The sequence below is a fragment of the Vibrio eleionomae genome (assembly GCF_009874545.1).
Taxonomy (GTDB): Bacteria; Pseudomonadota; Gammaproteobacteria; order Enterobacterales; family Vibrionaceae; genus Vibrio; species Vibrio nitrifigilis.
The window spans coordinates 1-13950 of record NZ_WEKT01000083.1; the positions used below are offsets into that span (position 1 = coordinate 1).

Below are 13950 nucleotides of genomic sequence, written 5' to 3' on the forward strand. Positions count from 1 at the left end.
ATGCTTTACAGCATAATTCAGCCCGCTAAACTACGTCCGTCTCAATAAATTCATATTATTATAAAAATGATCAATCGTATTGATATCAACTTATTAGTAGTTCTAAATAAGTTATTAGAAGAAAAACACGTCTCCAACACCGCTTTTTCACTGAATATGAGCCAACCTAAAGTCAGTCGCTCATTACAAAAACTCCGCGAACTCTTTGGCGATGAACTGCTCGTACGTACATCAAATGGCTATGAGTTAACCCCCAAAGCGGTAAACATTCAAAGCAATGTCAGTCACGTATTACACAATTTAAATTCACTTTTTCAAACAGATACGTTCATACCCGCAGAGAGTGACGACAAAATTCGCTTGTATGCGCTGCCTTCTACATCCAATTTGGTTATCCCAGATGTAGTTGCCAAAGCCAATCAGCTCGCCCCTAACATGGTGCTAGATATTAATTCTACGGCTAAAGATCACTTTGCAGCCCTTCTCTCAGGAGATATTCATTTTGCCATCTCGACCACAACACCTAAAAGTGGCGAACAAGATCTCTACCGCATTCCCTTATTTGACTGGGATCACTGCTTATTGATGCGTGAAGATCACCCGTTAGCACAACAAGAATTAACAGTGAACAACCTGCTGGATTACCAATATGGACACATTTCTGTCAACAATACCTGTAAGTATTCGTTTGAAAACCAATTCAGCGAGTTGGGGTTGTTAACTGGACAACGGCAATTTAAGACGGTCATTCAATTAACCGATTTTGTCTCAGCAGCAGGAATCGCAGAAAAAACCGATATTCTGTTCTATGTTCCGCACCGATTGGCAGAGCAAGCCTGTATAGGGAGAAAACTGATTACCAGAAATGTCCCTGAAACGCTCAACTATCCAAGTGAGTCTGTCTATCTATATTGGCACAAGCGTTATCACAGTGATCCCATGTGTATTTGGTTTCGCTCGCTATTTAAAAAGCCAACTGAAAGCGAACCGCTGACCGTTGAACCGCAGTGGAATGATATTAAAGCTGATCACCACTTTATCTATTCGCGCAAAATGGCAAATGCTTAATGCCTAACTAAGATTTATATTATTTGCCTTTAGACAACATCTTGCGGTTAATTGGGTATAAAAAAGCCGCTTTAATTAGCAGCTTAATCATACATTATGAAAAAGTTAGCCCATCAATTGCTCTACAATTTGATTGACCTCAGCAAAAGGATATCGTTCCAGTTGACCAAAGCCATCCATTTTACTGGCTTTTAATTTTGTAATGAGTGGGTTACTAATACCACATAAGAACCGACTCACAGCTTTAGCTGACAATGGTTCATCACTGGCCGCCACAAACAATGGCTGAATCCATTGTTGTACTTGGTTAACATCAATACTAGGCAATGTTTCGCGTGCCAATTTAGCCACTCGTCCGCTGCAGACGGAGCAATGACCACACTGCCTTGGCGCTTTATCATCCGAAAAGTAGCTCGCTAAGGTATAACTTAAGCACTGCTCAGATTCAAAATAGCCCAGCATTGCTTGAATACGTTCAATTTCACTATGTTCTTTTTGCGCAAATAAGTGATATAAACGTTCAACGAGCTCGCTTTTTGGGATCTGTGTATTAAGCACTTGATAAACATCAGTAACTTGCTTGCTCTCAAGTTCAATCCACCCCTGCTCATGAAAATAATCGATAGCAGCAACAACTCGTTTGCGCTCCGCTTGATGTCCCATCCATAATGCATCGAAATCAACCGTCGACCACGTTTTTGCGCGAACAGAACACTGAAATATGGCTTCGACAAAACTGCGTCTTTCACCTTGGAAACGATGTATGATTGCCTCTGCCGTCTCAATAAATTTAAAGCGGTAGTTAGCAAAATAACTGTATTGAGATCGAATAACCTGATTAAGCTCAAGATAAACCAGTAACGTCTTGAGTGGTAACTGCCTTATATTACTTTCTCGAGACAGGCTATTCATCATAACCTCCCACTGCGCACCACTGGCATAAATTTCATCCACCACTGTAGCAATGGACGCTTTATCTGGCGTATCACCATACACAAAGTTTTCTAACACATTGACATGATCAGTATTCGCCAACGTGATACAGCGTGAAGGTAAACCATCACGTCCAGCACGCCCGATTTCTTGCGAGTAGTTTTCAATCGATTTTGGCAGGTCAAAGTGAATCACACGGCGAATATCAGACTTATCAATTCCCATGCCGAAAGCAATGGTGGCGACGATACAGTTGCTCTCCCCCATCATAAAGCGTCGCTGAATATCTTCACGCACGTCACTTTTTAACCCTGCATGATAAGCCAGTGCTTTCACACCAGTATTGGCAAGTTGTTGGGCAACCCGCTCAGCGGTTTTTTGCAGTGTGACATAAACAATCGTCGGAGCTTGTGTATCGTCTTGAATTAAATGTATTAATTGATTAAGTTTATCCTGTTCACGGCAAGAAATAACGTCCAATTCAAGATTATTACGATAAAAGCCAGTCACAGTGATGGCATCTTTACTGATGGCAAATTTATGGCTCATGTCCTCAATCACTTGAGGCGTTGCCGTCGCAGTCAACAACAACACTTGCGGGATATTCAGTAGTTGACGATACTCAGGAAGTTTAAGATAGTCCGGGCGAAAATTGTGTCCCCACTCAGAAATACAGTGCGCTTCATCCACCACAAGTAATGAAATAGGTACGTGAGAGATGAATTCTCTAAAGCGTTCATTTTTCAGTCTTTCGACAGAAATCATCAGTATCTTCAATTCACCATTACGCACTTGCTGCATGACCGAGTGCGTCGTTGCTCGATCCTGAGTTGAATCAATACTGGCGGCAGCAATTCCTTTACTGTGTAGAAAATCCAGCTGATCTTTCATTAACGCTAACAGGGGGGAAATCACTAAAGTAAGATGAGGTAACTGCAATGCAGGCAATTGATAACACAGAGATTTACCAGAGCCGGTAGGAAAAATTGCAGCCGCAGATTGACCATTAACAACATGCTGGATCACCTCATTTTGCCCCGGTCTTAATGAGTCAAAACCAAAATATTGTTTGAGTGTCTGTTCAATCATTGTCCTAACCTACTTATTTTCAATTCACTGCTGGCAATTGTAACAACTCTAAGCGTTAGCAGGCGACCCTAGACTGGAAAATGTATCGCAATACCACCACAAATGCCGACAATCTGAGTACTTTCCCTTTTAAGCCAGACACTTTTCCATAGATAGGTGCACAATTCCCGCTTCAATAAATTCATCGCCAAACGGTAAAAAACCGAGTTTAGTATAAAAATCAATGGCATGTTTCTGCGCACCTAAATACACACGCGGATAATCATGACTCGCGGCATACTCGATTAACGAACTCACCACTTTCGCCCCGATGCCAGATCCTCGATAGGCTTTTTTCACCGCAACTCGGCCAATATGACCGTCACTCAGCATCCGCCCAGTAGCCGCAGGCTCGCCATCAACAATAATTAACGTATGGACCGCTTGATTATCTAAACCATCAAACTCAATATCCGGATCAATTCCCTGCTCTTGAATAAAAACCTCATCACGAATGTGACGAATCAACGGCTCAGCATCCTGATCATATTGCACAATATTTACCTGCAACTTTTTAATCCTCAATGATTTATAACGAAGTAACCCCACATTAACACATAACTTCCGTTACAGGGACAGACACCTTAAAAATTGGCATTGTTGAATGACATTTATAAGGACAGACACTTTTACATACCCAGAATTTTAAATTTTCTAATAGGGACAGACACAATAACCAAACCATAAAAAAGCAGCTTACTTCTTAGTAAGCTGCTGATTTAACGAATGGCTAATAGTGCCTGTCCTTATAAGAAGAAACTGATTTATCAAACGACTAACAGTGCCTGTCCCCGTAATCGCGTCGCAAAAGCGTCGTAATCGCCTCTATTGGTCGAGGCGAGGATAATCGGTATAACCAATGTCGGTTCCACCGTAGAGGTTGTCACTCTTCACTTCGTTGAGCGCGAGATTATTAGCTAAACGATAAGGTAAATCGGGGTTAGCAATATACGGACGGCCAAAGGCCACTAAATCGGCGTAACCTGTATCTAATACCCAATCAGCCCGCTCCTTGGTGTAGTTACCTGCCACGATAATCATATTAGGGAAAATAGCGCGAGCGAGTGCGCGAAATTCCTCAGGGACATCGGGTTCTGCATCCCAATCCACTTCTGCAAAATGGACAAAGCCAATATTAAGATCTGCCATTTTTTTCATTGCCAAAAGAACAGTCTCTGGCGTATCAGGATCATCCATACCGCGAGCTTGATTATGCGGAGCAAAGCGAACACATATATTGGATGGAGGAAAGATATCGACTAAACGAGCCAAAATTTCAGTGACAAATCGAATGCGATTTTCAGGAGAGCCACCATATTCATCCGTGCGTTGGTTAGAACTTTTACGCAGGAACTGGTCGATGAGGTAACCATTGCCGCCATGCAACTCTACCCCATCAAACCCAGCCAATTTTGCATTTTGAGCTGCTTTAACAAAATCATCTTGTACACGATGAATATCATCAATGGTCATTTCTTTTGGTGGTGTACATTCATGCTCTTGGCCGCCAATACCATTTTCATTAGCAATCCAAACACCAATCCCTTTTGGCGTTGGAATCGCAGAAGGAGCCAATGGAGCTTCGCCATGGTGAAACGTTTTGTGAGACATTCGACCGGTATGCCACATTTGTAGGAAGATTTGGCCGCCGTTATCATGCACCGCTTGGGTCACTTTCTTCCAACCGTCGACTTGCTCATGAGAGTGCACGCCGGGAGTAAATGAATACCCTTGCGCATCTTCAGACACTTGTGTGGCTTCAGCAATCAGCAACCCCGCTGAGGTGCGCTGGGCGTAGTAGTCCGCCATTAACTGCGTCGGAACATTACCCGGCTGCGCTGATCGGCAGCGAGTCATTGGCGGTAATACAATTCGATTTTTTAAATTCAACTCACCAAAAGTGAGTGGTTCAAATAAATTACTCATATTTTTACCTTATTGGATGAGTCAGCCGAACAGATGGATTCACATAGCCAGCGACTGTTGTCTTTTCACACTCATACCATTAAATGTAATAAGTAAATCAAAATGATAACGACAAGAATTCGTCGATGTATGCCGATATCTTTGAACTTAAGCCCATTTAATCGTATGAATAAGTAAGTTTTAGTGTAATTAATTTTGCATATATTGATAATGGACAATATCACTAAGTCTGTATTTGGGATTTCTTAATAATATGGTGGAGTATATTTCGGATTTACGACTATTTTTAACCATAAGCCGTACTCTAAATTTTCGTGAAGCAGGTGATCGCTTAGGCTATTCGCCTGCAGTTGTGACCACTCGCATGCAACGCCTTGAATCTATGACAGGTAAAACTCTGTTTATTCGGTCAACTCGACATATCAAATTGACCGAAGAAGGCCATCAAATGGTTCGCTACGTTGAACAACTGTTAGATTTAAGCGAACTCATTAGTCGCTCTGATACCGATCCTGACGATACAAGCAATTTAAAAGGCTTGGTTCGTGTCACTGCGCCTCATTCATTTGCTAGAATTTTTTTACTCAAGCCAGTGCAGTTATTGATGGAGACCCACCCAGAGCTTACCATTGAGCTTATTTTGGAAGATAAGTTAAGTAAAATTGTTGAAGAAGAAATCGACATTTGTTTTCGCGTGGGAGGAGATCTCGAACCCCATATTGACAGCATTGACCTTTTCGCTGACAAGCGCATTTTAGTTGCATCGCCCAGTTATATTGAGAAAAATGGTGCTCCCCAAACGATTGGTCAACTTAACCAACATCAATGTTTGGGCTATCCACACGCAAAGTTTCTGACATTATTTGATAAGCAGCAAAAGCCAACTCGCGTTCCTTTATCAGCAGTATTAACCTGTAATACGGGAGACTTTTTGCGCCAATTAACCGTTGAAGGCACGGGCATCACCACGAAATCGTCTTGGTCTATCTGCGATGAACTCTCATCCGGTCAATTAGTTCGTGTGCTTCCTGACTATACGGTTGATTCACAACGTATGGTACGTGCTCTGTTACCAAAACGAGATTACACCCCTACTCGGGTAACCCATGTACTTAACACGATTAAAGCCTATATCGATCAGCAAGGTATTGATTGAATATATACCCAAACAACTTCAAGATACTGAAACTTCATCTTGAGGTTACTTGGGTGTAAAGCATATCGAGCATCACTATTATTAGCGCGCCTGTCCTTATAACGAAGGAATAAACTGGGGTAATGTCATTTTGAAATGATCGTGATCCGCTCGAATTTAAGGTGATGAAAATATTCACGAAAAATCAATAACTGCGCATAAAACACTGGCGATATATCAGGTTCATAAGAACGTGGCGGTCGCCCGGTGATAATTTCTGCGTATTCGCCAAACAGACGTTCTAAATCGACACGGTTTAGAACCATAGTCTCAGCCTCTTTGACGAAACATTGCATGGCAAAAGAGCGGACAAACGCTAAATTCGTTACCCACTCAACCCCGAGATGAGGAATATTCGCTGCAACTTTCATGATTTCGTCTTCAATATAGTTAATCGCATATTCCAATTCGTCGGCAGTTGGCGGCTCTTGTGTAAAAAAGCGTTTCGCGACGAGTTGATACCCCACAGGAATAACAACACGTGTTGCCTTATCTTGTGCAGTGAAAAGAAATTCAGTTTCATCGCCCCCTATCGACATAACGACAGAATCACTATGCTGCTGCGCATAGTTCTCAAGAGGCGTACCTATTAATGTCATCTAACTTTTCCCATTGATTAAGTTCGATTTTTATTTTAGCACTTCGATAAGCTGCACTTTGCTATTCATGCAACATAACGCGATTTAATCAGGCTTAACCAGAGGAAACGCATGTTCATCTATTTCAGCTCGAACACGGGGTAAGCTAGTGGGATAGTGTTGTTGAATAAAATCAATCATTGCCTCACGCACCAAACAGCGTAAATCCCATGCCGTTGGTGAGTTTTTTGCCGTCATGAGTAGACGAATCGTCATAGTTCGCTCAGAGCAGTCCGTAACCTGAAATGCTTTGCCATCTCTATCCCAAAGGTCACAACCATCGAGTACCCGATCAAACTCTTTGCGTAATGGTTCAAGAGGTAATGTGTAGTCAACATATAAGGTCACTGCGCCCAGTATTTGAGCCGTAGTACGAGTCCAGTTTTGAAAGGGATGCTCAGTGAAATAGGTAATCGGCAACACCAATCGGCGCAGGTCCCAGATTTTGACTACGACATAAGTGAGGTTAATTTCTTCAATCCAACCCCATTCCCCTTCAACTACCACTGCATCGTCAATTTTAAATGGTTGAGTAAAGGCGATTTGGATACCAGAAAAAAGATTACCTAAGGTTTTTTGCAATGCGAAACCAATAATAATCCCAGCGACACCTGCCCCGGTTAAAATCGTGGTACCGTATTGACGCACACTATCAAAACTAAGTAGCACCGATCCGGTCGCGATAATCGAGATGATCACGACCGCAACCTTTTTGATGTACATAATTTGCGTACGAGCTTTACGGGCTTTGAGATTATCAGCGGGAGAAATATCGTAGCGACGATAAAGCATGTCTTCAACCACATTCACCAAACGAGCGATAATGAGCGCGATCGAAATAATGATAATAATCTGTAATCCTTGGCGAATTCTATCTATGGTTTCTGGGGAAAAGGCCAACCAGCCGACACTGATATGCAAAAGTATTCCGGGAATAAACAATAGCCACCGACCTTTCAAGTGACGTTGTAATGACTTAAAAAGTAAACGGTCGCGCTCTAGTGGTGTGTTTTCTTTAGCAGTATTATACTTAAAAAATAGCAAGAGTAACCAGCGAGCGAGTGCGCCCACCAGCAAAGCAACGACGACGAGTGCGATTGCTGATAGTATCGGATAGGTTGAGAAATATAGATTCGGATCAAATTGCATATTAAAAGCGTACGCAACGAACAAATATTAATCAAATTGAGCGCCAAATATTGGGCATAATTTCACCCAATATTGACCTAACTCTTCACAACTTACTGTCCCGACACTACAGAAAATAAAGCAGAGTATCCATTTCTAACCTATTGAGTCACATCGATCATACGCACAAATTTGAACTGCTTATTTTCGTAGGTATATTGAAAAATGGCACAGTTAGGTATGCCATTTTTAATCACTTCACGATAATTGTCGTTCCATTGAATCAAAAACTGCTTGCAAGACCCCGAGTGCGATACGGCTAAAACGCATTCATGCTCAGGACGTTCCATTATGTCTGTACACGCTTGTACTACTCGCTCACGAACCTGTATTTTAGATTCACCGCCAAATTGCAGATAATAATCTTCCCGCATCTGCTCATTTGGGTGTAAATCTTCACTTTCGCCTTCATAAGTACCAAAGTTGATTTCTTTCAATCCCTTAATACGCTCATAAGGCATTTTATGTTGTGTGGCAATTTCTGCAGTATCACAAGCACGTTCAGAGGTTGAACTATAAAGGTGGTCGATATCTATATTGGCGAAAAATTTTGCTGCCGATTCCGCCTGAGTAATACCTTTTTCTGTCAGTGGCGAATCGCACCAACCTTGAATTTTTCGACGTAAATTAAACAGGGTTTGTCCATGACGCATGAGGTAAAATGTTTTAGCCATCGTTATTATTTCTCCTTATATGACTAGAAGTTACTCAAGATGCTGTTCAGCAAGAATGGTTTCGCTCTTAGGCAAAGCGATAATGTGAAGATAGAGTGATCGCTACGCTGAAAATCAGTCACACCACATCGGTGTGAATAAACTTACCATCTTGGGGTTATCTTTAGATTAACAAACCCTTGGTCCATCACCAATAAATAGTCACCAAAGTGAATAAAAAAACGCCGCTCAATGGCGACGCTCTTCATTTCGGTTGCAATGCATTACAGCAAACGCTGCCCTTCAACCCCGGTTAAGAAATCTTGTAAAATCTGGTCAGGGCAAGGACGGTAGTGCTTATTATCTGGCTTGCGGAAAAATGCACCGAGTTCATATTTAGTCAGCTCAACCCCCACCAATTCAAAAATATTCAAAATATCTTCTGTTTTTAAATTCAATGCAATACGTAATTTTTGAAACACCATATTATTGGTAAGATTAGCCTCTGGCTTTGGCTGCTCTCCATCGCGCTTACCACGTTTTTGGTTGATGAACCCATTAAGAAATGTAGAAAGTTCGACATCTTTCAGCTTCTTCGCGCCTTTTGCACTCTCATCTGCCAGCCACGCTTGGACTTGTTCCGGCGTTACGGTTGTCTCTGCTTGGGCAAAGATGGCAATGATCTGTTTATCTTTTAAATTAAAAGTGGTGCGCACAAGACGCAAAACGTCATTATTGTTCAAAATGGATCCTGATCTTAGGTAAGCCAGCATAATCAACGTGATTTCTGGAGTGCGGCGATAATAGCAAACTTATTGATGAAGCCCAATCTCTATCCGTTCTACCGATCCAACACATCAATCGCTAGTTATTTTTAAACAGCCCATACACTGCATGGTTAACGATACGCCCATTAAGATTTTCTGCGTTTGTAATTACCCCCTCAAGGGTAAAACCTAAACGTTCACACAGTGCGCGACTCGGCTGGTTTCCTTCTGCGGCATGAATTTCTACTTTTTCTAAACCGTATTGTTCAAATGCCAAGGCAATCATTTTCTAGACTGCACGCGTCATAATACCTTTGCCTTGCCAGTCATGACTCAACCAATAGCCAATTTCGGCTTTCTTTAATGAACGATGAATAGCATTAAAGGAAATATTGCCCACCAACTCATTTTGGTAAAATACTGAGCAGGTTAAAGACTTACCTTCTGCGTAATCTTGTAGTGAAGATTTAATAAAACTCAGAAAAAACTCTTCACCATACGCATTTTGTGGCCATGCCAGCCATTGGCTCAAATACTCGACTTGAGCACTAACAACACGATAGATCTCTGGAGCAAATGAAGGTTGCACCAACGCCAAACTGATTTCGTTATCGACCTTTAAACTGAACACATGAATTCCTTTTTAGTTTCTATTACAACTATTCACACGCCTATTTTCGTTTTTCACCAAGATACTGGCTAAATCGTAATAAATAGCCATCTGGGTCTTGAACCAAAAATTCTCGCTGCCCCGATAGCATTGCGCCAGTGTCATACCAGGTATCGCTTATAGAGCGAAACAAGGTGCAATTAGCAGCGACAAGTCGTTCATATACGGGTGTAATGTCTTCAAGCTCGATTTGAAAGTTTACCCCACGCCCTAACGGATAAGTAAGATCTGCTGTATTCCAACCCTGAGCATGAATTTCTTCTAACATGATATGGACTTGCCCATACACTAAATAAGCAAAGTGTGGGTTATCTCTTTGATTGCGAATCGAGAAACCAAGCACATCACAATAAAACTGCATTGAGCGCGTAAAATCCGTGACAGATAGCTCTGGTACCATAGGATTCCAATACTCTTCCATTTCTGTTTCTCTTTTGATGACTCGACCATTCATCCTACTTATTTTTGCAGACAATGACGAGGGGAATTTCTATTAAATAAAATATTAAGATATTGATAAATAGAAAAAAGGTGGAAAACCACCTTTATAACTCAGCAAGATTTCGTGGGCTCTTGTATCTGGTACAATTGGCGATGCTCATCACAAACATCTTCACACTGACACTCACGTTCAATTCCTAGGGTAGCCAACCCACCGCAACTCCCTTTGATACTCTTTCTCTTCATCAATACACCGATCGCCATCAGCGCTATTACCGCGAGAAAGACCAAAAATGTTATCAGATAAACCATAGTAACCTCCGTCATCATCAATTACGCCAAAGTTTATAGCATATGCTAATTACCAGCAACTAAAAAAAGGCAAACACAATACGGTTTGCCTTTCTCGATGCTCTTGCAGTGAGAATTTACAACAGACTTAAGATGTCACGTGAGAATGACGATGAGCCCCCAGCCATTGATACATCACAACGCACGCAATACAAATAGCCAATGCAATACGTGTTGCTCCTAATACACCTTGCCACCCCATGCTGCGATAGAAAGGCTCAAGCAAGAACACACCAAGGCTCGCACCTGAATAATAAAACAGACTGTATAGCGCTTGCGCACTTCCTTTTGATTTTGTCGCCGTTCGGCCGACTAAAGTACTGGCTTGAGCGTGACAGAAGAAAAAACCGAATGATACCAATACCATACCAATAATCATGGTGTATAAATTAGCCCAACTCATTAAAAAGTTTGCCAGCAGCATGATGCCAATACCCACAGAAATACCAGCAATTTGACTGTGCTTTTTCGCGAATTTACCCGCCAACGAAGAGCTCATGGTGCCACCAAGCAAGGTTAAGAACATGAAGCTACGAATATCACTCGGTAAATGATATGGATAGTCACTTAACACCATCATTAAGTAATTGGATAGATTAACAAACGTACCAAACGCTAAGCATATGAGAAGGTAAATAACCAATAATTGGGGTTTTCTTAAATGATGGCCAAATGCTTTGATACTTTTGCCTAATTTTAGTTCGGTCTTTTTAAAGTGACGCTGTTGCGGCAACAGATAATACACCACACCGTAGAGCACAGCCGTTAAACCCGCGATAACAAATCCACCATTTTCCCAACCAAAATGTTCTGCACTAATTCCACCTAACAGTCGGCTACATAATCCACCTAAGGTATTAGATGCAATGTAAAAGCCCACTGCGCCGGCAAGCCAGCTTTTACGTAACTCTTCCCCAAGAAGAGGCACGGCTAACGCGGGCGTTACCGCTAAAAAGACACCTTGGAGAAACCGCACCGTAAGAAAAAGTGGGTAATTTGAAATCAAAGGTAAAGCAAGAGATAAGACTAAGCCGATTGCCGTTCCACCCAGCAATATTTTGCAACGCCCAACCGCATCAGACCAACTGGCGAAAACAACTAATCCAACACCCATTCCCAGTAGAGGTGCTGACATGGCGAAGTTAGCGGCCAAAGAGCTAACACCGAAGTCTGCTCTTAAGACTGGTAGCAGTGGTTGCAGCCAATAAATGTTGGCAAAAGTGATCACGGAGAATAAACAAACACAAATAACAAAACGGGTGTAATGGGATAAATTTTTCACTGCTCTAGACTATAAATTATTCAAAGGGTTTAAAGTTCGACTGTTTACAAAGCAAAGAATAACCAGCATGCAACAATAAATAAAATATGTTGTATTTATCTTATCCATCGATAAAATTTATACCCTAATCATTGCTATTGACAAATCACAAAAAACAAGGATTAAACGCTTTCATATGGAACTTCGACAACTGCGTCATTTCGTCACAGTGGTAGAACACGGCTCAATTTCAGCTGCTGCTCGAGAACTGAACCTTGCCCAACCTGCAATAAGCAGCAGCATTAAAAAGCTTGAACAAGAATTGAATATGCCACTCTTCAATCGCCGAGATCGTGGTATAGATTTGACGATTGCGGGTCAGAAGTTTGTACCCCATGCCCGACAAGTATTAAGCCAAGCTTATGACGCAAAGTTAGCGATGCAAGCATTAGAAGGCCTAGACCATGGACAAGTAGACTTAGCCGTACCCAGTATGTTGGGTTCCTATTACTTTCCACCGCTACTCATGGCGTTTCGTCATCAATACCCCAACATTGAACTGAATATTTTGGATACGGGTACGCGCAACATCAAGCGCTTGTTATTGGAGGGAGAAGTCGAACTTGGTGTAGTGGCCAGTAAGGACTTAACACCTGAACTTGATAGCGGCCCGCTAATTCGTGAAAAAATGGTAGTGTGCATGGCGGTGGATCATCCACTCGCAGAAAAAGAAGAGATAGAGTACAGCGATTTCCTATCGCACGATTTAGCCCTATTTCGCCGTGGCTATTATCACCACCTACTCCTTGATAGGATCAGTCGCAAAGAAAATATCAAACCAAAAATCGCGTTTACCAGTAACCTATTGCCACTGATAAAAACCGTGATACGGCGTGGTTATGCCATTTCTCCAATGTGGCAGGTCGCCATTCAAGACGACGATGAAATTATCACTCGTCCTTTTGCAGATTCTTTTGAAGTTGATGTGAGTCTCGCATGGAGAAAAAACAGCTACTTATCACGAGCCAACCAAACTTTTCGTGACTTCGTATTGGATCAAGTGAACAGCCAAGAAGCGGCTCTGTAGTCATCATCAAACATAAAAAATCCCGCTTGATGCGATTGAATCATCAAGCGGGATCGTTATTAAGATGAGATATCTATTCAAACACTGGCGCGTCGTAATCGTAACCTTCATCGGTATAAGCGGTGACCTTAGCGTCTACAACTAAACCCGTTTCCGCCGCAACTTGAGTCTCAAAGAATTGCTGAATCTGCTTACGACGACCATGGGCAGCCCACGCAGCAGCATTTTGCCAAATTTCATTGAATACAATTGGATAATCGTTACGCGTGGCACTTGGGTGATCAATTTGGCGAGTCACCGTATATTGAACACACCCTTCTTCGCGATGAGCATCCGGTTCTAGTGCTTTCAATACTTCAAACAACTCCGCTTCTTTACCTTCTTTAGGTTTGAATTGCGCGAATACATACACTCGACTGGACATAACGTTTCCTTCTAATCTTCGTTGTTAAGCGGTGCTGATGGTAATCGAGTTGATTGTAATCCCATACACATTGCAGTCAAAGTTGTGATATTGATTCGGTTATGCCCTAGTAACCTGAAGATGCTGTTTCAGAGAGAATATATTCGCAGTTATCCCTGAGTGATATCCATATTAGCGATCACTATTCCAGCTTATATTGTAATTTAATACTCTAATACAT

14 protein-coding genes and 1 pseudogene are annotated in these 13950 nt (G+C 41.9%); 3 read left to right on the top strand and 12 right to left on the bottom strand.

From position 1 onward, the window contains the following. The first annotated feature begins 66 nt into the window (after nucleotides 1-66). Nucleotides 67-1068 carry a LysR family transcriptional regulator gene (locus F9817_RS22570; protein ID WP_161158464.1) on the top strand — a complete coding sequence of 334 codons (1002 nt, stop codon included), beginning with the start codon at nucleotides 67-69 and terminating at the stop codon, nucleotides 1066-1068. A 105-nt stretch (nucleotides 1069-1173) separates the two neighbouring features. On the opposite strand, the gene F9817_RS22575 is transcribed toward F9817_RS22570, so the two are convergent. The 3 genes from F9817_RS22575 to F9817_RS22585 all read right to left on the bottom strand — a co-directional run bounded on the left by F9817_RS22575 (nucleotide 1174) and on the right by F9817_RS22585 (nucleotide 5055). After that, nucleotides 1174-3090: a RecQ family ATP-dependent DNA helicase gene (locus F9817_RS22575; protein WP_161158465.1), complete on the bottom strand. Its 1917-nt coding sequence runs from the start codon at nucleotides 3088-3090 to the stop codon at nucleotides 1174-1176. Between the two features lie 129 nt (nucleotides 3091-3219). Then, complete coding sequence (locus F9817_RS22580; RefSeq protein WP_161158466.1) at nucleotides 3220-3639, bottom strand: GNAT family N-acetyltransferase; 420 nt, start codon at nucleotides 3637-3639, stop codon at nucleotides 3220-3222. Nucleotides 3640-3954: 315 nt separating this feature from the next. Next, complete coding sequence (locus F9817_RS22585; protein WP_161158467.1) at nucleotides 3955-5055, bottom strand: alkene reductase; 1101 nt, start codon at nucleotides 5053-5055, stop codon at nucleotides 3955-3957. A gap of 253 nt (nucleotides 5056-5308) precedes the next feature. On the opposite strand from F9817_RS22585, the gene F9817_RS22590 reads away from it, so the two are divergent. Then, nucleotides 5309-6211 carry a LysR family transcriptional regulator gene (locus tag F9817_RS22590; RefSeq protein ID WP_161158468.1) on the top strand — a complete coding sequence of 301 codons (903 nt, stop codon included), beginning with the start codon at nucleotides 5309-5311 and terminating at the stop codon, nucleotides 6209-6211. Between the two features lie 125 nt (nucleotides 6212-6336). On the opposite strand, the gene F9817_RS22595 is transcribed toward F9817_RS22590, so the two are convergent. The 8 genes and pseudogenes from F9817_RS22595 to F9817_RS22630 all read right to left on the bottom strand — a co-directional run bounded on the left by F9817_RS22595 (nucleotide 6337) and on the right by F9817_RS22630 (nucleotide 12240). After that, nucleotides 6337-6849: a Ppx/GppA phosphatase family protein gene (locus F9817_RS22595; protein WP_161158469.1), complete on the bottom strand. Its 513-nt coding sequence runs from the start codon at nucleotides 6847-6849 to the stop codon at nucleotides 6337-6339. A gap of 84 nt (nucleotides 6850-6933) precedes the next feature. Then, the gene (locus F9817_RS22600) at nucleotides 6934-8037 is read right to left on the bottom strand and encodes a mechanosensitive ion channel family protein (protein ID WP_161158470.1); all 1104 of its coding nucleotides are present in this window, start codon (nucleotides 8035-8037) and stop codon (nucleotides 6934-6936) included. Between the two features lie 140 nt (nucleotides 8038-8177). Then, nucleotides 8178-8750, bottom strand: coding sequence for a histidine phosphatase family protein (locus tag F9817_RS22605; RefSeq protein ID WP_161158471.1), 573 nt, complete (start codon nucleotides 8748-8750; stop codon nucleotides 8178-8180). A gap of 263 nt (nucleotides 8751-9013) precedes the next feature. After that, the gene (locus F9817_RS22610) at nucleotides 9014-9472 is read right to left on the bottom strand and encodes a YehS family protein (protein ID WP_161158472.1); all 459 of its coding nucleotides are present in this window, start codon (nucleotides 9470-9472) and stop codon (nucleotides 9014-9016) included. A gap of 121 nt (nucleotides 9473-9593) precedes the next feature. Next, a pseudogene (locus F9817_RS22615) lies at nucleotides 9594-10127 on the bottom strand (GNAT family N-acetyltransferase). Between the two features lie 40 nt (nucleotides 10128-10167). Further along, complete coding sequence (locus F9817_RS22620) at nucleotides 10168-10587, bottom strand: bleomycin resistance protein (RefSeq protein ID WP_161158473.1); 420 nt, start codon at nucleotides 10585-10587, stop codon at nucleotides 10168-10170. A 131-nt stretch (nucleotides 10588-10718) separates the two neighbouring features. Next, entirely contained in the window at nucleotides 10719-10919 is a 201-nt protein-coding gene (gene nqrM / locus F9817_RS22625) for a (Na+)-NQR maturation NqrM (protein ID WP_161158474.1), read from the bottom strand. A 127-nt stretch (nucleotides 10920-11046) separates the two neighbouring features. Further along, complete coding sequence (locus F9817_RS22630) at nucleotides 11047-12240, bottom strand: MFS transporter (RefSeq protein WP_161158475.1); 1194 nt, start codon at nucleotides 12238-12240, stop codon at nucleotides 11047-11049. A gap of 175 nt (nucleotides 12241-12415) precedes the next feature. Between F9817_RS22630 and F9817_RS22635 the strand changes: the two genes are divergently transcribed. Then, nucleotides 12416-13306: a LysR family transcriptional regulator gene (locus F9817_RS22635; RefSeq protein WP_161158476.1), complete on the top strand. Its 891-nt coding sequence runs from the start codon at nucleotides 12416-12418 to the stop codon at nucleotides 13304-13306. 73 nt (nucleotides 13307-13379) lie between these two features. On the opposite strand, the gene F9817_RS22640 is transcribed toward F9817_RS22635, so the two are convergent. After that, entirely contained in the window at nucleotides 13380-13730 is a 351-nt protein-coding gene (locus F9817_RS22640) for a putative quinol monooxygenase (RefSeq protein WP_161158477.1), read from the bottom strand. Between the last annotated feature and the right edge of the window lie 220 nt (nucleotides 13731-13950).